The organism is Citrobacter sp. Awk 2 (assembly GCF_028069815.1).
Classification (GTDB): domain Bacteria; phylum Pseudomonadota; class Gammaproteobacteria; order Enterobacterales; family Enterobacteriaceae; genus Citrobacter.
The window spans coordinates 1-26,929 of the sequence record NZ_JANEWL010000064.1 but is presented as its reverse complement, the minus strand read 5'-3'; the positions used below and the strand labels follow the sequence as shown (position 1 = coordinate 26,929).

Below are 26,929 nucleotides of genomic sequence, written 5' to 3'. Positions count from 1 at the left end.
ATATGATAAGTGTGATTGTTATATTTTAAAGGGTGTAAAATCACATGACATGGGAATATAAAGTATCGACAGGTATACTGAGCCATAACGGTGAGTTAATTGCTTATTGCTACAGTGGTGCCGGTGAATCAAAGGATAAACCGAACTGTGAACACATACGTAACAAGGGACCCATTCCTCGAGGTGTTTATTTTATTGCAGGATGGAATAATCACAAAAGCCCCTCCGCTATTATCCTTGAACCTATTGCAGGGACCAATACTTTTGGCAGAGATCATTTCGAAATTCATGGTGATAAAAAAGGGCAGCCACCGGGAACGGCATCTGCAGGGTGTATCATTATGAATGGACAAGATAAGCGCCAAACCATTTACGATTCGGGTGATACAATTCTGGTGGTAAGATAATGAAATTTATTATTATCTTCTTTCTATTTATGCTTTCGGGTGTTTCCTGCGCTGCAGAGCATACTGTACCTCAGCTTCTGCAGATGATAAATGAAAAAGGAGCAAACACCGTTGTACACGAACTTTATAATGACGATGAATCAGTATGGTGGAACCATATTATTCCTGAAATTAGCAAAGGTAATAATGACTGGTTAACGGTGGCAAGTGCTTTGGAACCCGGAGTTGATGCCAGTACTGCGGAAGATTTGCAGGGGGCGGTATCTGAAGCCATTCCACATAATCCGGCCGGTGTTCTGGCTATTCTCAACGATAAGAGACCATTGCTGACTATTGAGCAGATATGTGCATTTGCCTCTTTCCCTCAGTCAGAAGACGAAATGAATAAGCTATTTGTTAACTCCATCAGGGAAATGTATAAGATCAAAACGGCAGAAGGGAAACGGTGTATTGCGGTCATGATCAATACTGTCGAAAATTCTGTTCCCTTTAATAAGGATTTATAAATGGCTATCCCTGGATATATGTCACTAATCGATGATGCTGGTAATGTTATCAAAGGTAGTGTGATGGTAAAAGACCGTGAAAATCAGATCGAGGTTTTAGGTTTGTATCATAATGTGAGTTACAACTCTGACTTGCATAATGGAAGAGTGTTGAGTAAACGTCAACATCGTCCATTTTTAATTGAAAAGGAAATTGATGCTTCTAGTGTGCTTTTGTATAAAGCATTAAGTACCGGAGAAACATTAAGGAAAGCGGCTATTGATCTCTATCGAATAAATGATGCTGGTCAGGAAGAGGTCTATTTTACGATAACCCTGGAAGATGTGAAAGTCGTTACGATTTTTTCACTGATGCACGATGTTAAAGATACTTATTACGAAAAACAGACCCATCTTGAACTTGCCCAGTTCCGCTACAAGAAGATTACCTGGCACTATCATGATGGGAATATAGTCCACTCTGATGATTGGGATTATCGCTTAGGGTCTTGAGTAAATGGCTCAGGATAAAATGATGTCACCCTGAGCCGTAATGCAATCAATACACGGCGCTTATACACCTGAGCGCCGTCTGGCATCTGAGAAGTTATCCCTGCTTGCGCGGCCTCGCTGAAATCACGTCGATAAACTCCTGCACCTGCTGTTGTTTACGTGCGGACAGCTTGCACACCCGACGCAGCGACTGCAATAACGAGGGTTCTTCCGGCTCCGGCAGTTTTGTCGTTAGCACAATACAGCCTGGTATCACTCTGATATCGAATTTGCAGCCGGTGGCGAAACCGGCGGCTTCCAGCCACTGGCCTTTCATAATAATTGCCGGAACATGCGTGTAATCCGGATAACGACTCGCATAAGTCACGGTGCCCAGACGATTATTTGCCGGGGAGACTTCTGGATCGGTGAATTCTGCAATAGAATGCGGGGTAGTCATGATGGCTATTCTCGTTAAATAGTGATTGTGATTAGCGAGGCGCTCGTGTTGCAGCACGGGCGTCTTGCGATAAATAACACCTGTAAATTTACCCAGTAAATAAAAATAAAGCCAGCTAAAAATAGACAATAATAAACACGTAACTGGAAATATTGATGAGAAATATAAATCACGCCGGATAAGCTATCCGGCAATAATCAAAACCTTAAGCAGGCAACGCGAAATGACCCGTCGCCATATCAAACATCAGGCGGGCAAAGCCCTTAGCGCACTGCGGGTTCGATAAATACTGCAGCATAAATTCTTGTCGCGCTTCGTCGCTGTCCATCACCGCGTCGTCCACTGCTTTGAAAAAACCACCTAATATTGCCTGCTCAGGGCTGTTATTTTTTATTTGTTTCATCACGGTTTCATTCTCAGTGATTTTATTAAACACGGTCATTGCGCTGCTGAGCATATCTTTATCCGTCAGATGATCGGTGATAAATAGCTCATTCATTCGCGATAAAATATGCGACAGAAATTCCTCTTTCTTGTCCTTTGGTTTTGCCGTACCCACATCGTTACTGGGATCAAGCGTATATTCCGCAGCATCTTCCTGTAATTTCAGATGCTGTTCGTGGATCTTCGATAAGCGATAGTGGCTCATCTCCACGTTGCTGAGATCGATCTCATCTTCCTCCAGTCGCTGTTCGTGCAGCAAAGGTCTTAAATGGCGGGCGAACAAGCTGAGCTTTTCCAGATCTTTGTCATCGTACTCGACGATCTGCGACATAAACTCGTAGAAGCGCACAAAGCTGCCGAGATCCTTCTTGAAAATCTCCAGCCGATCTTTTTCCTGCTTACAGGCTTTAAAGCTGTTTTCGGCATTGGTGATCAGCACTACATCACCGGTTTTTTTGGTTCTTTCAAACATCTCTTTGGCGGTCAGATAAGCGTCGATAGCGAGGGCATAGCGCTTCTGCCAGCGCTCAACGGCCGGGCGGCAGATATTACTGATGGCGGCGTTGGATTTATTCTTTGTAAAAAACGCGTCACAGAACTGATCCACCTCGTTCCACTGGAAAATCTGGCTGGCACGCAGTTTCTCAAACAGATCAAATACCTGCTGGGGATCGCTGACGTCGGTCAGCTCGGCGGTCTGATAATAGGGCTGGAAGGCATCCAGAATATCCTGCGGCTCGTTATAAAAATCGAGCACAAAAGTGCCGGACTCCGCTTTGCCCGGATAGGTACGATTCAGACGAGAAAGCGTCTGGACGCACTCAACGCCGCCGAGGGCTTTATCGACATACATGGCGCACAGCTTAGGCTGGTCAAAACCGGTCTGGAATTTATTGGCAACCAGCATCACCTGATAATCATCGCTATCGAACGCTTTGCGCATATCCCGGCCTTTCAGCCCCGGATTCATGTTTGCTTCTGTGAACTTCTGGTTCAGTAATGCGTCGCTGTTAGGGTCGCTCCCCTGAAACTCGACTTCGCCGGAAAACGCCACCATGGCGCTGATTTTTGCATAGCGGTTTTCGGCGATGTATTTATCAAATGCCAGTTTGTAACGTACCGCTGCCTTGCGTGAACTGGTGACCACCATCGCTTTTGCCTGCCCGCCGAGCAGGTTCATCACATGCTTGCGAAAGTGCTCGACGATCACTTTCACCTTCTGCGAGACGTTGTAATCGTGCAGCGTGACCCATTGGTTTAGCCTGACCTTGGCCCGATTGCTGTCCACTTCGCGGTCTTTATCTTCCAGCTTTTGCAGCAGCTGATACGCCACTTTATAGCTGGTGTAGTTTTTCAGCACATCAAGAATAAAGCCTTCCTCAATGGCCTGACGCATGGTGTATACGTGGAATGCCGCCGGTTTGTTGGTGGCCGATGCCGGTTCGCCTGGGTGCGGGAGGCGACCAAAAAGCTCCAGCGTTTTGGCCTTCGGTGTGGCGGTGAACGCATAATAGTTCAGATTGCCGCTGTTGCGACGCGCGGCAATGGTGGCGTTGAGGCTGTCCTCTGACGACAGTACCGTGTCGTCGTCCCGCTCTTCACTCATCAGCACTTCTTTTAGCTGCCGTGCCGTGGATCCGCTTTGCGACGAGTGCGCTTCGTCGGCAATCACCGCGTATTTACGCTGCTTCAGGCTGACGCTGTTTTCAATCGCTTTCAGTACGAACGGGAAGGTCTGAATGGTGACGATAATAATCGGCTGCGAGTGTTCCAGCGCGCTGGCCAGCTTTTCCGACTTGGAGCCATCGCCCTCTTTATTATTTATACGCCCGACCACGCCGTCGGCATGTTCGAACTGGTAGATGGTGTCCTGCAGCTGATCGTCGAGCACCGTGCGATCGGTAACCACAATAACTGAGTGAAATAGCTTCTCGCCGCTGTCATCATACAGGCGAGACAACTGGTGCGCAGTCCAGGCGATGGAGTTCGACTTGCCGGAGCCAGCGCTGTGCTGAATCAGATATTTGTTACCGGTCCCCTCGAGCGCCGCGGCCTGCAGTAGTTTGTTGACCACATCCCACTGGTGATAGCGCGGGAAGATCAGACTCTCTTTTTTGTACTTCTGTCCGTTCCAGTCCTCTTTCTCTTCGATTTGCAGATGCGCAAAGCTGGCGAGGATTTTCAGCAGGTTATCCGGCTGCAGTACTTCATTCCACAGATAGTCGGTCGCATAGCGGCCCGCGTCTTCCGGGATGTCATTGCCCGCGCCGCCTACTTTTGTGCCTTTGTTGAACGGCAGGAAGAAGGTATCGTCGCCCGCGAGTTTGGTCGCCATATAGACGTCGAACTGGCTGACGGCGAAGTGCACCAGCGCCCCGCGCTTAAAGGTCAGCAGCGGCTCGGGCTTATTGGTGACCGGATCTTTCGGCAGCCGAGTTTTCTTATACTGCGTGATGGCGTTCTGTACCGCCTGCTTAAACTCGGATTTCAACTCCAGCGTGGCAACCGGCAGACCGTTGATAAACAGCACCAGATCGATACGCCAGCGTTTCGCTTTCAGTTCATTGTCATCGGCTGCGTTGGTGTAAGGGCTGTAAACCAGCTCCGGCACGATACGGCAGAGATTCTGCCGATAGCGCGTGAGGGTGTCCGGGTTGAGGGTGTGTTCTGGCTTAAACTGACAGAGAAAAAAGCGGGCGTTGCGGATCTTCAGACCATGACGCAGTACGCCGAGCGTGCCCCAGCTGCGCGACAGCATATCGGTGGCGTTGATGTCGGCTTTTTGCAGTTGAGTAACCAGGTTATCGAGAAAATGACGTTCGGTGTCGTTGGGGTAAACCTTCGCAAACTTTTCCCACTCCTGCGGCTGGGTGGTTTGCACGAATCGCAGCGTGTCCTGAACGTAGAGCGCACGTTCACGATCGTAGCCGTCGCCTTTGCCGACAATCCAGCCGTTGGCGGACATCTGGTTGATGATGTCGTTTTGCAGGTTGATCTCGCGGGTGATGTCGGGGGTCATAGGATGGCCTCCGCTTCGGCTGTGGTTTGCTCGTCTGGAGCGCGCCAGTGGCGGACGTCGATTTTGCCGGTGACGGCGGCGGAGATCAGGGCGGTACGGCGTTCTTGCATTAGTGAAATTTGAGTTGTTGCGGCGCTAATTAATTCTTCAAATTTAATACACTTAAGGTGAAGGTAACTTGCAATTTTTATTGCCTCTTCTAATGGTGGGCGGGTTATATGGATATTACCTATGACACCCATTCCTATATTTTGCTGGGTGCCAAAACTCCAATTTAACTCAATGGCAGTTTGAAAATTTTTCGAACGAAGGAAATTCAATGTGAAATATGGATGTGTAGAAGCATTACATCTTATAACTGCTAATGGCGACCATATATTAAATTCAGTATCAGTTTCTACAATTGCTGTGACTCCAGTAGTTGCTCCTGATTTTACCATGTAAATATCATTTATCCGTGGGCTATATTTTTTACTGAATCTAATGTTGTCTTTATGGGAAATAAATGCCCGTTGTTTTGAAAAATCGATTTTACCTGATGATATAGCCTCGGCTGAAATGAAAGGGATACCTTCATCTAGAAAGACTGGTGTTTCATGTGGGCCATCAGTAATAGGTATACTAACAATATTTTTTATTGCGCAGATTACCCAATCTTGTGGAATTTTTCCCAACCACTCGACACCAGAATCTTTCATCGGTACATCAGGATTTAGCCCTTTGGTTACCGCATGGCTAATTACTGCCTGACGTTTTTCTTTTAGGAGTTCAATAAGCTGTTGTTGTTTCTCTATAAGCTTGTCGATTCTTATAGTTTCGTGGTCAAGAAAACTGAATATTTTGTGCTGCTCACTCTTACTTGGTAAAAGGAGTTCAATATTTCTGAACTCATCAGGGTCTAAGTCCCATTGATTTATACGAATCCCCTTGGAGCGGCTTAAATATTGGGTGATGTAAATCGGGTTACGAAGTAAATAATGTACGTACCTTGGGTGTGCCTGTTCGAAAAATATTTTATTTGGTTGGTAAACAAAATATGCAGGGCTAACGATACCTTCATATTCTGAGATTGCGATAGATCCCTGCCAAGCTTTCATCTTGTTCATCACTAGATCATCTGGTTCAACTAGTTGATAAGGCGATAAATCCTCTGAGGGTTTGTTATTATTATCATCTCTACTAGATTTCGGTATAACACCATAATCCCGATAAACGGAAAGTAATTCCTTTTCTGCGTATCCAGTTCGTTTATTTCTGGAAAATAACCTAGCTATAGATACTGTTTTCCAATGAGCAGGTATCTCCCCCAGCCACTCTACCCCAGAATCTTTATATTCCGAATACGCCTTATATTTCGCCATCAGGAGTGTACCTCCCGCAGCAGCTGCATAATCTCGGCGCTTACCGCATCCAGGTTAGCATCAATCTCTTCCAGCGATCGCGGCGGCGTATACACATAGAAATGACGATTAAACGGGATCTCGTAACCGACAATGCCGATCTCGCCATCAATCGCGTCGCGCTTATCGGCATTGATCCACGCATCCGCCACGTGCGGCAACACTTCCGCCTTGAAGTAGCCCTCGATCAAATCGCTGGTGGAAACGGCGGGATTGAGCGGCACGTTTTCGTTATCACGCAGATCGCCGTCCTGCTCAAATTCGACTACCTGACCATGATAGGCAAACGCGCCGTACAGCGGTTGGGCGTCTTCTTTTAATACCTTTTTTACCACCGGTGCAGCGTCCGGGTTTTTGCGGGTAACGGCATCGATAAACTGCTTGTTCTCTTTGGCATCCAGCTTCACACCGGCGGTTTTAAGCGCGCTTTTTAAGTCAATCTGGAACTGATTGAAATCATCGCTGACGCCGGAAATGCCGCCAGGCTTATCGCCAAACGCGGCCTGAATATGCCGGGCTTTTTCCATTAATCCGCGCTGGGCCAGCCACAGCTTGCCGTCGAGCAGATCTTTGATTTGCTTCTCTTTCTGCTCGGCAAATTCGGCCTTGATTATGGCGCGGGCTTCGGTTTCTAACACAGAGAAATCGCCGTAGTTGTCCGTATGCCAGTGGGCGGCAAACGCGGCAAACAGGCATTCCATCGGCGCGTTAAACGGTTTTGGCGCGAAACGTAAAGTGGCGATGGCCTCATCGGTAATTTGTGCCGACAGGCGTAGCGGGCGTTCAATGGTCAGGCGACGATAGCCAAAATCGGTGCTGTTGAAGAGTTTGCTGGCGAAGGTTTTCGGCGCTTCGTTTTTCGCGGTTGTAGACTGACGACCACGACCAGATTTTTGCTCTGGTGCTTTTTCCAGGCCCAGTGCTTCCAGCGTGGTGGTCTCTATCGCCTCAAAATCGCCGAAGGTTTGGGTCATGAGACGGATATCGTCTTCACCCATCAGATTACGCTTTGAACCCAGCGACTTGCGCATTTTGCCGCACAGGTTGCTGCCATCAATAAGCTGGACTTTGCCTTTGCGCTCCGGCGCTTTCTTGTTGGAGAGGATCCACACGTAGGTGGCGATGCCGGTGTTGTAGAACATATCGGTTGGTAGGGCGATGATGCTTTCCAGCAGGTCAGCTTCGAGGATGTAACGGCGGATCTCGCTTTCGCCGCTGCCTGCGCCGCCGGTAAACAGCGGGGAGCCGTTAAGGATGATGCCGATGCGCCCGCCGCCGCTGTGGGCATCGCGCATTTTGCTGATCAAATGCAGCAGGAACAGTAAGGATCCATCGGAGACGCGAGGCAGGCCGGGGCCAAAGCGTCCGTCAAAACCTTTCTGTGCGTGCTCGTCGCCGATCTCGCCTTCGATCTTTTTCCAGTCCACACCAAACGGCGGGTTGGAGAGCATGTAATCGAATTTCTCGGCGGGTAACTGATCGTTTGAAAGCGTATTGCCGAGCTTGATGCGGCTGACGTCCTGGCCTTTGATCAACATATCGGCCTTACAGATAGCGTACGATTCCGGGTTTAGCTCCTGGCCAAAAGCGCGCATCACCGCATTGGGGTTGAGTTCGTGCAGATATTCCATCCCGGAGGAGAGAAAGCCGCCAGTTCCCGCCGTTGGGTCGTAGATGGTGCGGATAATACCGTCTTTGGTGAGCGCGTCGTCGTCGCCGATGAAAACCAGTGAAGTGGTCAGGCGTACGATATCGCGCGGAGTGAAATGCTCACCTGCGGTGTCATTAGAGCCTTCCGCAAAGCGGCGGATTAACTCTTCAAACACCAGACCCATATCATGGTTCGAAATGTCCTTCGGGCTTAACTCTGCGGTTGCAAACTTTTGCACCACCTTATACAGCAAGTTGGCCTCTTCCAGTTGGCCGACAAACTCGCTGAACTTGAAGTGTTCGAAAATCTCACGGGCATCGGTGGAGAAAGACTGAACATATTTCTCCAGATTGGCCTTGATGCCGTTTTGCCCCATCTTGCTGAGGTCCATTGGCGAGGTGTTAAAGAACGTCAGGCCATCTGCGGCGCGCAGGAGCATCTTCTCTTGCGCTTCTTCCGGCAAATTGAGTGCTTTAATTTTTTCTGCCTGAGCAAGTACGGCCTCTTTGCTGTCTTCGAGTACGCACTCCAGTCGGCGCAGCAGGGTGAAGGGGAGAATAATGCGGCCATATTGTGATTGTTTAAAATCGCCGCGCAGCAGGTCGGCGACCGACCAAAGAAAAGCGGCCGTCTGGGTGAAATTTCCTGATGTCATAAATACTGTCCAGGCCTCTGTGAAGAGGCTTATTTTTTCTTCGAGTGGATAGTCTCCTTTTTACCAGAAATTTGTAAGTTGATCATTTATAACGAATTTTTATAATTTATAGTGATCATTTACCGCTAAAGATCATTTTAATGAATGTTTTTTGGAGAGAGGAAAAACAGCATTCTCGCTCTGCAAGAATGCGATAAACGATTGGGGAGATATGCCGGATGGCGGCTGCGCCTTATCCGGCCTACGGGAAGCGGAACTTGTAGGCCCGGTAAGCGCAGCGCCACCGGGCAATTCAGCAGGAGATTACTTCTTTAATCCCGCAAACGCGGCTCGGATCTCGTCTTCCGGCAGATTAATACCGATAAACACCAGTTGGCTGTGCGGCTGTTCGTCGCCCCACGGGCGGTCCCAGTCGGCGCTGTACAGGCGCTGGACGCCCTGGAACAGCAGGCGATTCGGTTCGCCGTCAATCCACAGCATACCTTTGTAACGCAGCAGCTTCTCGGCGGATTCCAGCAGTAGGTTTTCCATCACCCGCGACACGTCGCTGATGTTGACCGGGTAATCCAGCTCGACGACGATCGAGGAAATATCGTTTTGTTTGTCGGCAATAAAGTGGAAGCGCGGTTTGGCGCTGACCACGTTTTCCTCCAGCATAAAACCGTTGGTGTCGAACAGCAGGGAGAGGTCGATATCGCCATGGGTAACGGTATACACCGGGGCGCGGGCGTTGATGCGCGCCAGGCGCTCACACAGTTTCTCGCTTTCACCGGCGACGTCGGTTTTGGTCAGCAGGATGCGGTCAGCATAGCCGACCTGCGACTGGGCGATGGTGAACTGGTTCATCTGCTCGTCGGCATGTACTGCATCCACCAGCGCAATCACACCGTCCAGCAGGTAGCGCTCGCAGATCACTTCATGGGAGAAAAAGGTCTGGATAATCGGGCCGGGGTCGGCCATGCCGGTGCACTCGATCACCAGACGGTCAAAATTGATCGCGCCTTTGTCGAGGTTGTCGAGCAGATCTAACAGCGCATCTTCCAGCTCACTGGAGCGGGTACAGCAAATGCAGCCGTTGGTCAGGGTTTTGATCTGTGTGGCGCGGTCACCAATCAATTGATCGTCCACCGAGACTTCGCCGAATTCGTTTTCGATCACGGCAATCTTGTACCCGTGCTGCTCGTTGAGAATATGGCGCAGCAGGGTGGTTTTACCCGCGCCAAGAAAACCGGTGAGTAGGGTAACTGCAATCGGGGTCATTCACTTCTCCTTCTAACAGCAACTGCTTCCGCCGCTACCGTAGCGGGCTTCCTGGCGCTCGCGGAAGAATTCTTCGTAGGTCATGTACGGCTTATCGGGATGATTGGTCTTCATGTGTTCGACGTAGTTGTCGTAGTCCGGAATGCCAATCAGCATCTTCGCCGCCTGACCGAGATACTTTTTTGCCTGACCTAAAGTACCAAACATTCTATCGTCCTGTTAATGAATAAAGCCGGATGGCGGCTTACGCCTTATCCGGCCTACGTTAAGTGCATTTTGTAGGCCGGGTAAGCGTGCGCCACCCGGCTTCAGGTTAGTGGTGTGAAGAGGTCTTCACGCCGCCTTCCGGCACCGGTACATACGGTGTTTCTTTATCAGAGCGACCGTTGATGGTGCGGGCTTTCTGCCAGGTACGGAACCCGTAGAAAATGATGCTGTACACCACCACCAGGAACAGAATACTCAGGCCTGCGTTGGTGTAGTTGTTGATGACGATATGGTTCATGTTGGCAATCTGCTGTGCGGTCAGTTCGCCACCGTTGGCAATCTTCTCTTTGTACTGATTCGCCATGAAGAAGAAGCCTTCCATCTGCGGGTTGGTGCTGAACAGTTTCAGACCCAGCGCCCAGGTGGTGCAGATCAGCAGCCATACTGCCGGAACCACGGTCACCCAGATGTATTTGGTGCGCTGCATTTTAACCAGCACCACGGTGCCGAGAACCAGCGCCACGGCAGCCAGCATCTGGTTAGAGATACCGAACAGCGGCCACAGGCTCTTCACGCCGCCCAGCGGGTCAACCACGCCTTGATACAGCAGATAACCCCACAGGCCGACGCAGCCCGCAGTGCCGACGACACCGGCAACCAGGGAGTCAGTTTTCTTCAGGAACGGCACGAAGTTACCCAGTAAATCCTGCAGCATAAAGCGGCCAGAACGGGTACCTGCATCCAGTGCGGTCAGGATGAACAGTGCTTCGAACAGAATACCGAAGTGGTACCAGAAGCCCATGTCAGCCATTGGCAGGACTTTGTGGAACACGTGAGCAATACCGACAGCCAGCGTTGGTGCGCCACCTGCACGGTTCAGAACGGACGGTTCACCGATGTCTTTCGCGGTTTGCAGGATCTGCTCAGGCGAAATGACGAAGCCCCAGGAGCTGACGGTTGCCGCCGCATGTGCGGTAACGTCTTTCAGTTGCGCCATAATCAGTGGTGCATTTTCACCCCCCATTTCATGCAGGTTCGGCATGGTGATGCCAAGGCCCGCAGGTGGGGTGTTCATTGCGAAGTACAGACCCGGTTCGATGATGGAAGCAGCAACCAGCGCCATAATTGCGACGAAGGATTCCATCAGCATCGCGCCGTAACCGATAAAGCGCGCGTCAGTTTCACAGGCCAGCAGTTTCGGTGTGGTACCGGAAGCAATCAGCGCGTGGAAGCCAGATACCGCACCACACGCGATGGTGATGAACAGGAACGGGAACAGCGCACCTTTCCACAGCGGACCCGTACCATCAACATACTGGGTCATTGCCGGCATTTTCAGTTCCGGGTTGAGGATAACAATCCCCACTGCCAGACCGACGATAACGCCAATTTTCAGGAAGGTCGCCAGATAGTCGCGCGGCGCGAGGATCAGCCATACTGGCAGCAGCGCGGAGATAAACGCGTAACCGATCAGGGTGAAGGTAATGGTGGTGTCTTTAAAGGTCAGCGCCGGGCCCCAGTACGGGTCGTGTGCAATCACACCGCCGAAGTAGATAGAAGCAACCAGCAGCACAATACCAATCACCGACACTTCACCCACACGTCCTGGGCGCAGGAATCGCATGTAGATCCCCATAAATAGCGCGATAGGTACGGTTGAGCAGACGGTGAACACACCCCACGGGCTTTCTGCCAGCGCTTTTACCACGATCAACGCCAGTACCGCGAGGATGATGATCATGATTAAGAAGCAGCCGAACAGCGCAATGGTTCCCGGTACCGGGCCCATCTCTTCTTTGATCATCTCACCCAGAGAGGCGCCGTTACGGCGTGAAGAGATAAACAGCACCATGAAGTCCTGCACCGCACCAGCCAGTACCACGCCGGCCAGCAGCCACAGCGTACCGGGCAGGTAGCCCATCTGCGCGGCCAGTACCGGCCCAACCAGCGGACCTGCACCTGCGATAGCAGCAAAGTGGTGACCGAACAACACGTTACGGTTGGTTGGTACGTAGTTCAGACCATCATTGTTGATGACCGCCGGCGTGGCACGCGTCGGGTCAAGTTTCATCACCTTTTGAGCGATGTAGAGACTGTAGTAACGATAGGCCACCAGATAAACGGAAACAGAGGCGACCACGATCCACAGGGCGCTGATGTGTTCACCCCGACGTAATGCCACTACCGAGAGGCAGAATGCACCGATGATTCCGAGAATTACCCAGGGTATGTGCTTGAATATCTTTTTCGTATCCATAGTAAAACCTAATAATTGGCCGAGGCCGCTGGGGGGTTGATTGTGTGTTTGAGGAGATAAGTTGACTGCTATGTTGGGAGGATCTTGCCAGAGAGTTACGCGCGTAAAGTAAGGTAAATAAGTGAGTGGTTGTATGTCAGCTTAAGCGGTCCCAAGTGTCAGTGAGCGGTTCCTGGTGCTGGTGAGTGGGGATAATTATGTGATTGAGATCACTGATAAACGCCTTTAGATCCTGGGTTGACTGCGGACATCGACGAATCGTCGATGCTGAGATCGATTCAGTTAGCACGAATTCCATAAAGTTTTCCCTTTCCAGGCCGAAAATTCTGACATCTGTCTAGCGGAAAGAGAAAACATGTTAAAACGAATGAAGATTGTTACCAGCTTACTGCTGGTATTGGCGCTATTTGGCGTTTTACAACTGGCCTCGGGCGGGTTGTTCTTTAACTCACTTAAGAATGACAAAGAGAACTTTACCGTTCTGCAAACCATTCGCCAGCAGCAGTCTGCGCTGAATGCCACCTGGGTTGAACTGCTGCAAACGCGAAACACCCTTAACCGGGCGGGTATTCGCTACATGATGGATCAGAGCAATATCGGCAGCGGTGCGACCGTTGCTGAACTGATGCAGGTAGCGAGCACGGCGCTGAAACTGACGGAAAAAAACTGGGCGGTCTATGAGTCTCTCCCGCGTGACCCGCGTCAAAGTGATGCCGCTTTCCAGGAGATCAACCGCACCTATAACATCTACCATGGTGCGCTGGCGGAGCTGATCCAACTGTTGGGTGAAGGGAAGATCAACGCATTCTTTGATCAACCGACGCAAAGCTATCAGGATGGTTTTGAGAAGCAATATGTCAATTACATGCAGCAGAATGACCGCCTGTATGACATTGCAGTTGAAGATAACAACAGCTCTTACAGCCAGGCGATGTGGGTACTGGCGTGCGTGCTGATTACCGTGCTGGCGGCGATTGTCGCGGTCTGGTTCGGTATTAAACTTTCTCTTATTTCTCCGATGAACCGTCTGATTGACAGCATTCGTCATATCGCTAGCGGCGATCTGGTAAAGCGCATTGATGTGGAAGGGTCCAACGAGATTGGGCAACTGGCAGAAAGCCTGCGTCATATGCAGGGTGAGCTGATGAATACCGTGGGTGATGTGCGTAATGGCGCTAACGCTATCTATAGCGGTGCCAGCGAGATTGCGATGGGTAACAACGATCTCTCTTCACGTACCGAGCAGCAGGCTGCATCTCTGGAAGAAACCGCGGCCAGCATGGAACAGCTGACGGCCACCGTGAAGCAGAACGCCGAAAACGCCCGTCAGGCCAGCCATCTTGCGCTGAGTGCCTCAGAAACGGCGCAGAAAGGCGGAAAAGTGGTGGATAACGTGGTGCAAACCATGCGTGATATCGCTTCCAGTTCGCAGAAAATTGCCGATATTATCAGCGTGATCGACGGCATTGCCTTCCAGACCAACATCCTGGCGTTGAACGCTGCAGTAGAAGCTGCGCGTGCAGGTGAGCAGGGACGTGGGTTTGCGGTGGTGGCGGGTGAAGTCCGTAACCTGGCCCAGCGCAGTGCGCAGGCTGCCCGCGAAATTAAAAGCCTGATTGAAGATTCAGTAAGTCGTGTCGATGTGGGTTCAACACTGGTAGAAAGCGCCGGTGAAACCATGGATGAGATCGTTAATGCGGTGACCCGTGTGACCGATATCATGGGTGAAATCGCTTCTGCTTCTGATGAACAGAGCCGTGGTATCGACCAGGTGGGCCTGGCCGTTGCTGAGATGGATCGCGTGACGCAGCAGAACGCCTCGCTGGTGGAAGAATCCGCTGCTGCCGCTGCCGCATTGGAAGAACAGGCCAGCCGTCTGACTCAGGCCGTTGCGGTGTTCCGTATTCAGCATGATCAACAGCGTGCTCGCGATGTTGCGACCGCAAAACCCGCGCCAGCAACCGTACAGCCACGCAAAGCCGCGGTAGCGGATGCCGGTGATAACTGGGAAACGTTTTAAGCCTGTGATGCCGGATGGCGCTGTCGCTTATCCGGCCTACGGGGAAAGGTTACGTAGTTGCCGGATGGTGCTGGCGCTTATCGGGTCTACGGGGGAAAGGTTACGTAGTTGCCGGATGACGCTGGCGCTTATCGGGCCTACGGGGGAAAGGTTACGTAGTTGCCGGATGGCGCTGGCGCTTATCCGGCCTACGGGGAAAGGTTACGTAGTTGCCGGAAGGTGCTGGCGCTTATCCGGCCTACGGGGGAAAGGTTACGTAGTTGCCGGATGGCGCTGGCGCTTATCCGGCCTACGGGGAAAGGTTACGTAGTTGCCGGATGGTGCTGTCGCTTATCCGGCCTACGGGGAAAGGTTACGTAGGCCCGATAAGGCGTAGCTGCCATCGGGCAATTAGCGCAATATCAGGCGCATGGCGCAGCGTGATTCAAACGCCAGGCCGTGCGCTGCTTCTTCTTCTCTTTTCTGGCGCAGTGGTGTAGAAAGCGCCTCATCTGTCAGCATCTCAAACCCCAGACCGGCGTAGAAGGGCGCGTTCCATGGCACATCGCGAAAGGTGGTCAGTGTGAGTGATGCATACCCTTTTTCCCGCGCCTGTTCAGCGACGTAGCGAATCAACCCCCGACCAATCCCTTTCCCCTGCCAGCCCAGATGCAGAGAAACTTCAGCAATAAACAGCGATGATGCAATCGGTTCTGCCAGCAAAAAGCCAACGGGAGAGTTGTCTGCCAGTGCCAGCCAGCTCATCTCGTTGTCAACATAGTGCTGATGTTGGGAGAGCGTAACGGTGTGACCATCGGCGAGCCATGCCAGTGAAGGAATGCGCAGGAAGCGCTGTCCTGCGGAGTGTTCGATGTCTGGCAGGATTGGGGTATCGACCTGGGTTGTGGGGCGGAAAGTGATTTTCATGGAGGCAGTATAGCGGGCTTTGGCGCAGGTCCGGTAATGTACGATTACCGGACCCTTACAGAGCATCACTCCTGACGTGGGTCGCTGATTGGCTGACGAACCAGGAAGATATAGGCGAGCGCGCCTACCATGGTGACGCAACCGCAGATGATCAGCGCCAGGCGGAAAGAGTTGGTGGTATCCACAATAAAGCCGGTAACGATCGGCGCGAAGGACGCGCAGATAAAGCTGGCAAAGTTCTGGATACTGCCCACGGAGGCGGTCATACGTGAGGCAACAGCGACGTGGATCAGCCCCCAGCAGGAGGTGCCGGCGAAGTGAATGCAGAACAGCGCCATACCGATCAGGAGTACCGCAGCCATTGATGTTGTTGCCTGTGGCACGACAAACGTGAAGGCAGCGGAGCAGAACATCCCGGCGATAATACAAATCTTCCGACTCTTAATCGGCGCCATACCGCCTTTCACCAGCCAGTCGGTGACAAAACCGTTGATCAACATCCCGGCTGCGCCAAACAGGAACGGGATCGCCGCCATTAATCCGGTGCTTTTTAAATCCAGGTTGTAGGACGTTTGCAGATAACCAGGCAGCCAGGCCAGATATAACCATGCCGTGTAGTTGATACCGCTAAAGCCCAGCATCATGCCCCACATGGTGCGGTTGCGGAACAGGCTGCGCCATTCGGCAAAGCTCAAAGGATCGCGACGCGCGTTGACACTGCCGGCGTTCAGGTACGCCTGCTCGGTGGCGCTCAGTTCAATCTGTTCGCGGTTGCGGTACAGCATGTACCAGCCGATAGCGAGGAAAATACCCAGCACACCGATGGTGATGAACATCCAGCGCCAGCCCATGACCAGCATCATGGCAGCCAGAATTGGCGGACTAATGGCCACCCCGATCGTTGACGCGGCGTTGAATAACCCCATCGGACGACCGCGTTCTTTGATGTTAAACCAGTCGTTGATGACCTTTACGCCACATGGGTTCATTGGTGCTTCACCAATCCCCATCCCAATACGTACCAACACAAACTGGGTGAAGCTGTGCACCATGCCAGACATCGCCTGGAACAGCGACCAGAAGAACATCCCCAGTCCCAGCATGATGCGCGGACCTTTACGATCCAGCAGCGGGCCGCAGGGAAGTTGCGCAATACCATATGCGAGAGAAAAGACCGACAGCAGCACGCCGATTTGTGTGGCGCTGAGTCCCAGTTCTTCGCGAATAGTTAAGTTTGCTACCGACAGTGAACTGCGGTCGAGGTAATTAATCACCGCAGCAAAAAATAATAAAATCATTGCTGTGGTCTGAATGCGCTTTATTCGACTACTGCGTTGCACCATGCCTTCTGGCGGAACATTAATATCCGCAGATGACGAGGTGCCAAACGAAGAACTCGGGTCGAGGGTAATATTATTTTTTTCCACGCCGGACTCCTGAACCTCAATAATTTATTTTTACACAGTGATTGGCTGTGCTGTATTGAAAAAGTACCGGTGATAAATCAATTTTTTCATCACCGCTCACGAAAGTTTTTTAATGCAGTCGACTTAGCGTGAGCATAGGCAAGAGGTATTTTTCTGGCGTTTTTATTTTTATAAAACCGTGCTCCCGGTAATGGTTTGCTGTTTTTAATCTGTTCTTAATAAGCATTATGGCAACGTTGGTTGATGGAGCGAATCATCGATTGTTTGGCTGAATTCAAATGGTTACAAAGCGCCAGGGTAGCATCCAGGTCACTGCGGCAAATCAGCGCGCTGAGGATGGTCATATGTTCATCGATGGCAATGATATTGCGTTGCTTGAGGTCGCTTTCATCCCACTGATAGTGGAAGTGGAAAATCACAGAAATAATCTCAAGTGACTGATTAAAAAATATATTATCGGCTGCGGAAAGCAGTAGGGCATGGAATTCCCGGTCCAGTTGCGAGAACATGCGAAAACTGCTGCCGATGCTGTCACGCAGTATCCGGTGGCGCTCCAGCAGCGTTTTGGCCTGCAGCCAGCGAGGATCATCGTCAGGCAGGTTGAGGAAATGTTGCAGAGAGTGAGTCTCCAGCATTTCTCGTAGTTCGAACAACTGCTCGGCGTAGGCCTGATCGAACTGCTTCATGCTCCACTGACCGCGCTTTTCATTTTTAATCAGATTGTAACGCTCGAATTTTAAAAGATATTCCCGTACAACGACCGGACTGACTCCTGCGGCTCTGGCCAGTTGCAGCTCAGAGAAGCTTTCACCCGCACGCAGTTGGCGCTGGTTAATCATGGTGAAAAACGCCTGCTCAAAAATCCGGTTTTGCTCGGTCATGGATGCTGTAGTACACGAAAAACCGTCATCATGGTTCGGTTTACGTACGATCACGTAGTGGCTACCGACTTGCGTCAGTACGCCGCATTCACCTAAATGGCTCAGCATGTGGCGCACGGTGGTCCGGCTGATGTTGTACATTTCTGCCAGTGCGCTTTGCGAAGGCAAAGGGGAAGGGATATGACCACGCGCCATATCATCAATTATTTGGTTAATCACATTGTGGCGTAAGTTCTGCGAACGGCTCATGGCTTCTCCTTTTTGCCTATTAAAACCCGATTTAAAACATTTTTATGCGTTGAGATTCACAGATTATGTTTCCGCTTTCTCCGGTGTTTTTATTTTCGTTGATATCTGAGGCAACAAAAAAACAGGAGAGCAGAGTCATGTCTACGATGAATACGTTGATTTGCCAGGAACCTAAAAAATTAGTCTGGAAAGAACGCGAAATACCTATTCCGGGTGAGGGTGAAGCATTAATTAAAATTAAATCCGTAGGGATTTGCGGAACGGATATTCATGCCTGGGGCGGGAACCAACCTTTTTTCAGCTATCCACGTGTGTTAGGCCATGAAATATGTGGGGAAATTGTCGGGCTGGGGAAAAATATACAAGATCTGAAAAATGGTCAGCAGGTAGCTGTTATTCCTTACGTCGCGTGCCAGCAGTGTCCGGCGTGCCAGAGCGGGCGTACCAACTGCTGCGAGAAGATTTCGGTGATTGGTGTGCACCAGGATGGTGGCTTTAGCGAGTACTTATCCGTTCCGGTAACGAATCTACTGGATGCACAGGGGATTGATCCGCATGCCGCGGCATTGATCGAACCTTATGCCATTAGCGCCCATGCGGTGCGTCGGGCGGCGGTGGTACCTGGCGAACATGTTCTTGTTGTCGGTGCAGGTCCGATTGGTCTCGGTGCCGCGGCGATCGCCAAAGCAGATGGTGCGCAGGTGGTTGTTGCGGATACCAGCCCAGCACGCAGAGAGCATGTGGTTTCCCGATTAGGGCTTCCGGTTATCGATCCGTCCGCTGCAGATTTTGATGCGCAGTTACGCACACAGTTTGGCGGTTCGCTGGCGCAAAAAGTCATTGATGCTACGGGGAATCAGCACGCGATGAACAACACGGTGAATTTGATTCGCCACGGCGGCAGCATCGTTTTTGTCGGGCTGTTCAAAGGTGATTTACAGTTCTCCGATCCCGAATTCCACAAGAAAGAAACCACCATGATGGGCAGCCGTAACGCCACACCGGAAGATTTCGCCAAAGTGGGGCGTCTGATGTCGGAAGGCAAACTGACGGCTGACATGATGCTCACGCACCGCTATGCGTTTGATACGTTGGCAGAGATCTATGAACGGGATGTGATCAACAACCGTGAGCTGATTAAAGGCGTGATTACGTTCTGATAGGGAGAGTGTGATGAAAACATTGAATCGACGTGACTTTCCAGGGCGCTGCTATCCAACACGCGTGATCCAGTTTGGCGAAGGAAACTTCCTGCGTGCGTTTGTTGACTGGCAACTGGATATCCTGAACGAGAAAACGGATCTGCAGGCGGGTGTCACTCTTGTTCGCCCGATCAATACCGACTTTCCACCGTCGTTGAACACTCAGGATGGGCTGTATACCACGCTGATTCGTGGCCTGAACGAACAGGGTGATGCAGTGAGCGAAGCGCGACTGATCCGTTCGGTCAATAACGAGATCAATCCGTATCAGGACTTTGCCGCGTATCTGGCGCTGGCGCACAATGCGGATATTCGCTTTGTGTTTTCAAATACCACCGAAGCCGGGATTAGCTATCACGCAGCCGACAAGGTTGATGATGTGCCACCGATCAGCTTTCCAGCCAAACTGACGCGTCTGCTGCTGGAGCGTTTTAACCACTTTGCTGGTGCGGTGGATAAAGGTTGGGTAATTATTCCTTGTGAGCTTATCGACTATAACGGTGAGGCGCTTAAAGCCCTGGTGTTGCAATATGCGCAGGCCTGGCAGCTTCCTCCGGCGTTTGCCGATTGGGTGGAAACAGCGAATACCTTCTGCTCCACGCTGGTGGACCGCATTGTTACCGGCTACCCACGAGAGGAGGCTGCTACGCTGGAAGAGACGCTGGGCTATCACGATGCCTTTCTCGATACCGCTGAACATTTTTACCTGTTTGTTATTCAGGGGCCAGAGTGGTTGGCCGGGGAGCTGAAACTGGCGCAGTGCCCGCTGAACATCCGCGTGGTGAGCGATATCAAGCCGTATAAAGAGCGTAAGGTTGCCATTCTAAACGGCGCACATACGGCGCTGGTGCCAGTCGCCTGGTTGTGTGGGCTGGATACCGTGGGGGAGGCAATGCAGGATGCTGACGTGCGTCGCTTTGTTGAGCAGGCAATTGGCGAGGAAATTATCCCGGTTCTGGATCTTCCGGCTGATGAACTGCGTGAGTTTGCCAGCGCCGTGAGTGGGCGTTTTCAGAACCCCTATATTCGCCATCAACTGCTTTCCATCGCGCTGAATGGCATGACAAAATTCCGTACCCGTATTTTACCGCAACTGCTGGCTGGTCAGCAGAATGGGCGCTGGCCTGTACGGTTAACGTTTGCACTTGCTGCATTGTTGGCATTTTATCGCGGGGAACGCGCGGGCGAACGCTACCCACTACAGGATGATGAGCAGTGGATAAGCCTGTATGCCAGTCTGTGGCCGCGAGTCGGCAACGATCTGACGCTGCGTGAACTGGTGGACACTGTGCTCGGCGATGCGGCTCACTGGGGGGAAGATCTTACATTGCTGCCAGGGTTAGCTGCACAGGTGACGGCAAATCTGGAAAGTATTCTGGTGCAAGGGATGCGTCAGGCAGTAAACAGTCTGGAATAAGGTTGCCATGCAGCGCCCGGTGCGGTGTTGGGCGCTGTTTTTTTTCAGACAATAACGGTGGTTAGCGGTAGGCCGATAAGCGAAGCACTATCAGCACTTCATGTCACGAGCCCTGAGCAACCACTTTGATTTCAACCATCCCGATCCCCAGCTTACGCGGCGAGTGACCCAGAATGTTGCCCTCGTTGGTAGCGACGGGATCGGGTGGGACAATCACCAGCGTGTCGGCGGATGTCGGGTTATCAAAGTGCAATATGGTTGTGCTGACATCCTGACTTAAGACCAGCGTTTGTTCCTGGTTGCCGACGCGTACGGGAATAGGGCGATTCACGTTGTCACCAAAGGCTTTCGCGGTGATAACCAGATCGAATTTCTTCGGCAACGGAGCCTTGTATTCGATTTTCACTTCTTCGCTCAGCTGTGCGTTAGACCAGCGCCCCCAGGATTCAGGGCGTGAAATTCCGCTAAACTGTTTCACCTCTTCCGGCGCGCCCGCTACGTTGAAAATGAAGCTGTCAGCTTTGTAGCGAATATCGTTATCGACAATTTTTAGTGTATCGACGTTACCTTTATAGCGTTCGATGTCGATGACCGTGTCTTTAAATGTCGTCTTCCCTTTCCAGTTGGCTTTATCGACATGCTGTACGATCTGCTGCCCGCCCAGTTGCCCCTGTGATACGCACCAGTCGGTGGAGAGTGCCAGTTCCGGTGCCCACAGCTGCGCCATTTTGTAACAACGGTCTATCCAGACAAAGTTGTCGCGCGGGGCGAAATCAGCCAACTGGAAGCGCAGCGGGGCTGAGTATTCACTTTCCGGCAGCGGTTCGACGCGCTGATCCGATACTCGGAGCAGCAGCGGCAGGCGGAAATGACTCCCTGAGAAAGAGATCATCTCTTTGTCCCGATCGATGGTGAATGTTTTCATCTCTTTCGGGAAATTCCATAAACGGATAATGTTGGGCTTCCACGCCAGCATTTTCTCTTTGATGTTCAGGAACACTTCCGATACGGATTCGCTGGACAAGCTGCTGCGTCCAAGGCCGATAAAATTATCGCCGCCCAGAATATCCAGTACGGTGGCACCGTTATCCATGGTATTACGCTTCACCGCCAGCGTATCCTGTTGCGGTTGATCGCCGCGTAGCACGAAGAACAGGTTGTTACGATCCTGCTTGTTGAGATACTTCCATGCGGTGTTGTTCATTGCCAGATGATCGGAAGAGACGACGATCACGGTATCTTTAAACCACGGTGAGGCTTTAATTTTATTAATAAACTCGGCGATATTTTCCTGGCTGCAACTGACCGCACTGAAGGACTGGTTGGTTTTACCGTCAATATCATAACGCTTACGGTTACAGCTGCGTGAGATGAAACCGTCCGGGTGATGAGTATCGACGGTCAGGGTAAACAATGAAAAACGCTGCCCTGAGCGTGACAGCTCTTCAAATTTTTTCCACGCTTCATCCAGTACGGTATCATCATAAAAGCCCCAGTCGTTACGATAAGCGGGGTCTGCAACGACCCCCTTTAACTCTTCAGCGCCGTACAGATGATCAAATCCGTGGGATTTCAGGAATACATCTTTCCCGGCAAAGCGCAGGTTTGCGCCCTGTACAAAATAGTTCTGATAACCGGAGTTCTTCAGGATATCGCCCAGACAGATATTGTTGGGGAAGAAACTGGAAACCGATGCCGAGGCGTTGCCTTCAAATGGTGCAAACAGCGGAATGCCACACTGTGAGGCGACCATGCCGGCGATGGTGTAATCCGTACCCGGCAGTTGCATGGTGTTGCTGAAATCCAGACTTTCGTTTTTCAACGTGCCGAGTTCCGGGGTCAGATCCGGGAAGGCATCGTTGTTAAAATAAGTACGCTCCAGACTTTCACCGTAGATATAAACCAGATTCAGCTTCGGATTGGGGATCGTTTTTGATGGTTCTTTGTAATAGGTCGCAAAATCGGGATCGCCATCGCGTGACTGGGATTTGACCAGTTCAGTTATTTGGTGGAAAGCCGGACTGGCATCAACGGAAGCCAGCGCCAGCAGCAGAGCCAACAGACTGTAACCGACATGATGCGGATGATGGCGACGGCGGCGCAGTATCCAGCCCAGCGTGACAAAAACGGTGGTCAGCGCCAGGGCGATCCCAACGCCCGGCAGGATATATTTTCCGATACCCGCGCCAGTCAGGCTGTTGGTCAGGGTGTACAGGACCGCATCGTTGATGCCGTCACCTGTGAAATAGTCACTGGCATACAGCGTGATGTTTAAGACAATAAAGATCCCCAGCACCGTTAACGTGGCGGCGAACCACCAGGTGTTGCGACCCGCTTTCCAGGCATAAATCAGTACCGAAGCGAGAAACAGAGTGATGGAGAGCAATTCTGACAACGGTCTATCCTCAGTAATACCAGGCAATTGCCTGGCAGGCTAATCATTTTTTGAGAGTACAATGTAATAGCGTTGTTATATTGCTGCAATTGTAGTGACATTAAATGAGGTTGTTATTCAGAATTGGTTTAGATATGCGGGTTTTTGCGGGCAATCACTACTCATTTGGTATGCAAATATTTTCGTGGAATTGATTGATGCCGCGCCGGTGGTGAAATGGCCGGGGCGCGGCATTTGTTGCATCAGGAAATGAAGTTCATACCCTGTTTTAATACCAGATCGCAGGCCTTGGTTTTGACCTTCTCGGCCAGCGGTGTGCTGCCAATGTTGCTCAGGTTAAGCTGCTGACCATCTTTGGTATTGAGCATTCCCTGAATACCATCCAGATAGTTGGTATCTTTTTTCTGCTCAGCCGTGCTCAGGCCCAGTTTATCCAGCACCTGGTTTTTGACGTTTTGCGCGTCAGTGACCGAAGCCAGTTTCTGTTTTGCACAGTATTCCAAAATCCCTGCTGCGTTATTCATGCTGCTGGACGTCAGAGACTGATTGCTGCCATTTAACAGGCTGGTCAGGGAAGAAATCGAGGAGCTGCCCTGCGAGGTGGAACTTTGTTTGCTCAGTTCGCTGGCCGCACTAGAGAGCGAATCTTGCCAGGATGCGGCAAAAACGCTGGTGGAGATGAGTGTGCTGGCGGCAACCGCGCAGCACAGCAGACGTTTGGTAGTTTTCATCATTATGTGTAACTCGTGTTATGCATTTTCAGCGCAGTATAGCGCTGGCTGTCTTAGGAGTGTTCCCAATACGCTAATACTCTTTGCCGGTGACCCGACTCCGGTAGCTTTCCCAGTTAAAGATCACCCACAGGCTGTTGCCCAGACGCATACGATCCATCACCCGTTCGCCGAGCAGTTTGTTCATTTCATCCATATTGCTGTTTGTTAACATGCCGGTTGGACGTTTAGACGACGAACGGCGATCGACAATCTGGTTGATGATCACTTTCTCGTAGCGGGATTCTGTCTGCATGCCGATCTCGTCGATCACCAGGAGATCCACATTGCTGAGATCGTTGAGCAGTTGCTCTTCACTGGTCTCACGATTGCTGAATGTCTCTTTCATCGCCGACATGATATCGGCCACGGTAATAATCAGTACCGACTTGCCGCGCAGTAGCAGTTCGTTGCAAATAGCGGCGGCAAGATGGTTTTTGCCGGTGCCGGGTTTGCCAGAGAAGATAAAACTGGCGATGTTGCCGTCAAACTCTTCAACGTATTGGCGGGCTTTGCTCAGGGCGTTCATCTGACCTTCGCACTCGACGCGATAATTCTCGAACGAGCAGTTCTGGTGTAGTGGACGGATACCGGAACGGTTGAAGGTCCTTTGCATTTTCATGGCCCGGTTTTCACGCGCCAATGCAGCGGCACGAATTTCACCTTGCTCCTTTTGCCAGGCCAGCAGCTCCTCGCCTGTTTTGAAGGCCGGCTCAACATTGGGTGGCATCATTTTTTGCAAACGTTTCATCAGGTCGCCAACGTTTTTCATCGTTATCCCCTAAAACCTGGTGGAATATGGCTGTCAGGTTCGCTGACACTGTTCACATCGCGCTTCGGCATTCCGCCATTGCTGGCCCGGCCTATTTGGATACTGCGCGCCAGTTTTTGCTGCCACTGGATATGGTGAAAGACTTTGCCTTCGGCTTGCCAGTAGGCAACAAATGAAGCCAGTTCTTCTGCGGTGACGGGCTCTCTTAGCGCCACTCCCCATAACGCCGCCTGACGCTGGAAGTCAGCATCTGGCTGCCAGTCAGCGTACATCGTAAATTTACCCATTGGCACGGCAACCGGTGCCGCTTGTGGCTCTTCATAGAATTGGGCATCTAAGGTTACATCGCTTCCCGGGCGTGACAGCTTCTCTTCAAGCGCCAGCAACTCTGCCAGTCGTGCTGGGGTTACGGCGTAAAAAGCAGGCGCATTATTGGCAAAAACAGCCACAGCGCCAGCCGCCGACTTCGCCAGCACCGCGCTGTGATCGTGTAATAAGGCGTCAATACTGATGACGTCCGGAGTCAAAATTTTGCAGGACATAATGTTTCTCAATACTGAACAACAACCGAGAAGGGACTGCTTTTATAGTAACACAGAGAAAGAGGAGAGCAGCAGATGAGGGAAGGTTCCCCCATCTGCAAAGGGGTAAACAGGTTCACTCGTTACACGCGCGGACGTTTGCGATACAGCCATAATCCTGGCACGGAAAGCCCAATTGAGAGTGCGCCTACAATTGATGATGCTTTCAGGAAGTTGGTCAGCAGGGTGATCATCAGCGCTTCGCTATAGCCGAAATGACCGATCTTTACGGCGGATATCATGGCGGTGTAGGCGGAGATCCCTGGAAACATAGGGATCACTGCCGCAACGGTGAAGACTTTCGGATGTGCCAGATACCATCGTGACCACTGGATCCCAATGCAGCCTACCAGCAATGAGGCCATAAAGGTCGACCACTCGATGTTGAATCCAGCGGTCATCATCACCATTCGGGAACCGTGTCCCAGGGCGCCTAACAACGCACACCAGGGAAGCGCCCGATGTGGAACATTAAAGACCATGGCAAATCCTACTGCCGGGATGGCAGAAAGGATCATGTCCTGTATGAGTGCAAAAATAAAATCGATCACGCCCATCCGCGAAGCCCCCATAAGGTCATAGACATCACCACGCCAATACAGGTTGCCAGCGTAAGCAGACTGGCAATCGCCCAGCGAGCGAGGCCGGTGTTAATGTGTCCTTTAAACATATCCGCAACCGAATTGATCAACGGAAAACCGGGAACCAGTAACAGCACGCTGGCGGCCATGGCTACAGTAGGCGTGTGATTAAACGTCGGTAGCGTAAGCAGCAGCCCGGATATGGTGGTTGCCACAAAAGCGGTGATACAAAAGTTGATTTGTGGATGCAAATGCCGGGAAGCCAGGATCTGGCGAATGTACATGGCGATCATGCTGGCGAAAAAGGTAATCATCGCGCCATCCCAGCCGCCGTTATTGAGCTTACAAAAGCAGGCGCAGGACAATCCGACCATGAAAGCAACCAGCCATCTGGGATAGCGCAGCGGTTTGATTTGGTTAAACCGTTTCTCTACCCCTTTTTCGTCCAGCAGATTATGTTCTGCCAAAATAACAATGTGTTGCACTTCCGTCACGACGTGCATATTGATGCCACGATCCTGATTTTTTCGGGTCGATGTCAGGCATTGTCCGTCTTTGATCGTCGTCAGGACGATGGCATTCGATGATATGGCACTTTCTACACTGTCCATCCCAAGCGCCAGACCCAGACGGGTGGAAAGTTCATCGACTAACGCGCTTTCTGCGCCATGTTGCAGTAAAAAAAGCCCGCATTGTATACATAACCGTGTAACCGTTCTTTGTGACGACTGCTCTGTTTGCATAGCTCGCTCTGACTAAAAGATGCTCTCTTAATGAAGAATATCTTCTTTTTATCATGAAGCGTGAGTCCGTTGGCTCTGGATAAGATCAATCTTTGTGTTGAAAAAAGAAACAGGTCACTCGGCGGTTGCAGAGAATCGTATCGTGGACCTACTCTTGAACCAGGGCTAAATTTTCTGAGGTGAATAGTAATTACGTAAGGAATGCTAATAATTTAATGTAGTTATTTTAATTGTACAATGAATGTACT

At 51.2% G+C, this 26,929-nt stretch carries 22 protein-coding genes; 6 read left to right on the top strand and 16 right to left on the bottom strand.

Annotation, left to right across the window (positions count from 1 at the left end):
• Positions 1-44: 44 nt before the first annotated feature.
• From NNO02_RS15545 to tssD, 3 genes are read left to right on the top strand one after another with little or no spacing between them, the layout of a single operon-like run.
• Positions 45-407, top strand: coding sequence for a DUF2778 domain-containing protein (locus tag NNO02_RS15545; protein ID WP_262756005.1), 363 nt, complete (start codon positions 45-47; stop codon positions 405-407).
• Complete coding sequence (locus NNO02_RS15540; protein ID WP_271455206.1) at positions 407-913, top strand: hypothetical protein; 507 nt, start codon at positions 407-409, stop codon at positions 911-913. Before NNO02_RS15545 ends, NNO02_RS15540 begins: the two co-directional genes overlap by 1 nt.
• Positions 914-1,405 carry a type VI secretion system tube protein TssD gene (gene tssD / locus NNO02_RS15535; RefSeq protein WP_271455205.1) on the top strand — a complete coding sequence of 164 codons (492 nt, stop codon included), beginning with the start codon at positions 914-916 and terminating at the stop codon, positions 1,403-1,405.
• A gap of 94 nt (positions 1,406-1,499) precedes the next feature.
• Here tssD and symE read toward each other — a convergent pair whose 3' ends face one another.
• The 7 genes from symE to btsT all read right to left on the bottom strand — a co-directional run bounded on the left by symE (position 1,500) and on the right by btsT (position 12,737).
• A complete protein-coding gene (gene symE, locus NNO02_RS15530; RefSeq protein ID WP_271455204.1) occupies positions 1,500-1,844 on the bottom strand; it encodes an endoribonuclease SymE in 345 nt (114 codons plus the stop codon).
• 205 nt (positions 1,845-2,049) lie between these two features.
• Complete coding sequence (locus NNO02_RS15525) at positions 2,050-5,307, bottom strand: type I restriction endonuclease subunit R (RefSeq protein ID WP_271455203.1); 3,258 nt, start codon at positions 5,305-5,307, stop codon at positions 2,050-2,052.
• Positions 5,304-6,668, bottom strand: a complete 1,365-nt coding sequence (locus tag NNO02_RS15520; protein WP_271455202.1) for a restriction endonuclease subunit S — start codon at positions 6,666-6,668, stop codon at positions 5,304-5,306. Before NNO02_RS15520 ends, NNO02_RS15525 begins: the two co-directional genes overlap by 4 nt.
• Positions 6,668-9,013, bottom strand: coding sequence for a type I restriction-modification system subunit M (locus tag NNO02_RS15515; protein WP_271455201.1), 2,346 nt, complete (start codon positions 9,011-9,013; stop codon positions 6,668-6,670). The genes NNO02_RS15520 and NNO02_RS15515 overlap by 1 nt, the downstream gene beginning before the upstream one ends.
• A gap of 303 nt (positions 9,014-9,316) precedes the next feature.
• Positions 9,317-10,273, bottom strand: a complete 957-nt coding sequence (gene yjiA, locus NNO02_RS15510) for a GTPase (protein ID WP_271455200.1) — start codon at positions 10,271-10,273, stop codon at positions 9,317-9,319.
• Between the two features lie 12 nt (positions 10,274-10,285).
• Positions 10,286-10,480, bottom strand: a complete 195-nt coding sequence (locus NNO02_RS15505) for a YbdD/YjiX family protein (RefSeq protein WP_003830038.1) — start codon at positions 10,478-10,480, stop codon at positions 10,286-10,288.
• A gap of 106 nt (positions 10,481-10,586) precedes the next feature.
• Positions 10,587-12,737, bottom strand: coding sequence for a pyruvate/proton symporter BtsT (btsT, locus tag NNO02_RS15500; RefSeq protein ID WP_115601038.1), 2,151 nt, complete (start codon positions 12,735-12,737; stop codon positions 10,587-10,589).
• A 355-nt stretch (positions 12,738-13,092) separates the two neighbouring features.
• Here btsT and tsr point away from each other — a divergent pair, with 355 nt between their 5' ends.
• Positions 13,093-14,757, top strand: coding sequence for a methyl-accepting chemotaxis protein (gene tsr, locus NNO02_RS15495; RefSeq protein ID WP_271455199.1), 1,665 nt, complete (start codon positions 13,093-13,095; stop codon positions 14,755-14,757).
• Positions 14,758-15,147: 390 nt separating this feature from the next.
• Here the strand turns inward: tsr and NNO02_RS15490 are convergent, their stop codons facing one another.
• The 3 genes from NNO02_RS15490 to NNO02_RS15480 form a co-directional block, all read right to left on the bottom strand.
• Complete coding sequence (locus NNO02_RS15490; protein ID WP_271442552.1) at positions 15,148-15,663, bottom strand: GNAT family N-acetyltransferase; 516 nt, start codon at positions 15,661-15,663, stop codon at positions 15,148-15,150.
• 65 nt (positions 15,664-15,728) lie between these two features.
• Positions 15,729-17,090, bottom strand: coding sequence for an MFS transporter (locus NNO02_RS15485; RefSeq protein WP_271442544.1), 1,362 nt, complete (start codon positions 17,088-17,090; stop codon positions 15,729-15,731).
• Positions 17,091-17,305: 215 nt separating this feature from the next.
• Positions 17,306-18,220, bottom strand: coding sequence for a GntR family transcriptional regulator (locus NNO02_RS15480; protein WP_271442545.1), 915 nt, complete (start codon positions 18,218-18,220; stop codon positions 17,306-17,308).
• A gap of 137 nt (positions 18,221-18,357) precedes the next feature.
• Between NNO02_RS15480 and NNO02_RS15475 the strand changes: the two genes are divergently transcribed.
• Positions 18,358-19,380 (top strand): zinc-binding alcohol dehydrogenase family protein, encoded by a 1,023-nt coding sequence (locus NNO02_RS15475; RefSeq protein ID WP_271442546.1) that lies wholly within the window; start codon positions 18,358-18,360, stop codon positions 19,378-19,380.
• 13 nt (positions 19,381-19,393) lie between these two features.
• Positions 19,394-20,839 (top strand): tagaturonate reductase, encoded by a 1,446-nt coding sequence (locus tag NNO02_RS15470; protein ID WP_271455198.1) that lies wholly within the window; start codon positions 19,394-19,396, stop codon positions 20,837-20,839.
• Positions 20,840-20,942: 103 nt separating this feature from the next.
• Here the strand turns inward: NNO02_RS15470 and opgB are convergent, their stop codons facing one another.
• From opgB to NNO02_RS15440, 6 genes are all read right to left on the bottom strand, one after another.
• Positions 20,943-23,234, bottom strand: a complete 2,292-nt coding sequence (opgB, locus tag NNO02_RS15465; protein ID WP_271455197.1) for a phosphatidylglycerol--membrane-oligosaccharide glycerophosphotransferase — start codon at positions 23,232-23,234, stop codon at positions 20,943-20,945.
• Positions 23,235-23,476: 242 nt separating this feature from the next.
• On the bottom strand, positions 23,477-23,968 hold the full coding sequence (locus tag NNO02_RS15460; protein WP_271442549.1) for a DUF2501 domain-containing protein: 492 nt from the start codon (positions 23,966-23,968) through the stop codon (positions 23,477-23,479).
• 70 nt (positions 23,969-24,038) lie between these two features.
• Positions 24,039-24,776, bottom strand: a complete 738-nt coding sequence (dnaC, locus tag NNO02_RS15455; protein WP_003019133.1) for a DNA replication protein DnaC — start codon at positions 24,774-24,776, stop codon at positions 24,039-24,041.
• Positions 24,777-24,778: 2 nt separating this feature from the next.
• A complete protein-coding gene (gene dnaT, locus NNO02_RS15450) occupies positions 24,779-25,318 on the bottom strand; it encodes a primosomal protein DnaT (RefSeq protein ID WP_271455196.1) in 540 nt (179 codons plus the stop codon).
• A gap of 122 nt (positions 25,319-25,440) precedes the next feature.
• Entirely contained in the window at positions 25,441-25,914 is a 474-nt protein-coding gene (locus tag NNO02_RS15445) for a threonine/serine exporter (protein WP_202039584.1), read from the bottom strand.
• On the bottom strand, positions 25,905-26,681 hold the full coding sequence (locus NNO02_RS15440) for a threonine/serine ThrE exporter family protein (RefSeq protein WP_101742995.1): 777 nt from the start codon (positions 26,679-26,681) through the stop codon (positions 25,905-25,907). The genes NNO02_RS15445 and NNO02_RS15440 overlap by 10 nt, the downstream gene beginning before the upstream one ends.
• Between the last annotated feature and the right edge of the window lie 248 nt (positions 26,682-26,929).

Coding starts and splice junctions, on each gene's coding strand:
- NNO02_RS15545 (WP_262756005.1), top strand. CDS start 45: ATGACATGGGAATATAAAGTATCGACAGGTATACTGAGCCATAACGGT.
- NNO02_RS15540 (WP_271455206.1), top strand. CDS start 407: ATGAAATTTATTATTATCTTCTTTCTATTTATGCTTTCGGGTGTTTCC.
- tssD (WP_271455205.1), top strand. CDS start 914: ATGGCTATCCCTGGATATATGTCACTAATCGATGATGCTGGTAATGTT.
- symE (WP_271455204.1), bottom strand. CDS start 1,844: ATGACTACCCCGCATTCTATTGCAGAATTCACCGATCCAGAAGTCTCC.
- NNO02_RS15525 (WP_271455203.1), bottom strand. CDS start 5,307: ATGACCCCCGACATCACCCGCGAGATCAACCTGCAAAACGACATCATC.
- NNO02_RS15520 (WP_271455202.1), bottom strand. CDS start 6,668: ATGGCGAAATATAAGGCGTATTCGGAATATAAAGATTCTGGGGTAGAG.
- NNO02_RS15515 (WP_271455201.1), bottom strand. CDS start 9,013: ATGACATCAGGAAATTTCACCCAGACGGCCGCTTTTCTTTGGTCGGTC.
- yjiA (WP_271455200.1), bottom strand. CDS start 10,273: ATGACCCCGATTGCAGTTACCCTACTCACCGGTTTTCTTGGCGCGGGT.
- NNO02_RS15505 (WP_003830038.1), bottom strand. CDS start 10,480: ATGTTTGGTACTTTAGGTCAGGCAAAAAAGTATCTCGGTCAGGCGGCG.
- btsT (WP_115601038.1), bottom strand. CDS start 12,737: ATGGATACGAAAAAGATATTCAAGCACATACCCTGGGTAATTCTCGGA.
- tsr (WP_271455199.1), top strand. CDS start 13,093: ATGTTAAAACGAATGAAGATTGTTACCAGCTTACTGCTGGTATTGGCG.
- NNO02_RS15490 (WP_271442552.1), bottom strand. CDS start 15,663: ATGAAAATCACTTTCCGCCCCACAACCCAGGTCGATACCCCAATCCTG.
- NNO02_RS15480 (WP_271442545.1), bottom strand. CDS start 18,220: ATGAGCCGTTCGCAGAACTTACGCCACAATGTGATTAACCAAATAATT.
- NNO02_RS15475 (WP_271442546.1), top strand. CDS start 18,358: ATGTCTACGATGAATACGTTGATTTGCCAGGAACCTAAAAAATTAGTC.
- NNO02_RS15470 (WP_271455198.1), top strand. CDS start 19,394: ATGAAAACATTGAATCGACGTGACTTTCCAGGGCGCTGCTATCCAACA.
- NNO02_RS15460 (WP_271442549.1), bottom strand. CDS start 23,968: ATGATGAAAACTACCAAACGTCTGCTGTGCTGCGCGGTTGCCGCCAGC.
- dnaC (WP_003019133.1), bottom strand. CDS start 24,776: ATGAAAAACGTTGGCGACCTGATGAAACGTTTGCAAAAAATGATGCCA.
- dnaT (WP_271455196.1), bottom strand. CDS start 25,318: ATGTCCTGCAAAATTTTGACTCCGGACGTCATCAGTATTGACGCCTTA.
- NNO02_RS15445 (WP_202039584.1), bottom strand. CDS start 25,914: ATGGGCGTGATCGATTTTATTTTTGCACTCATACAGGACATGATCCTT.
- NNO02_RS15440 (WP_101742995.1), bottom strand. CDS start 26,681: ATGCAAACAGAGCAGTCGTCACAAAGAACGGTTACACGGTTATGTATA.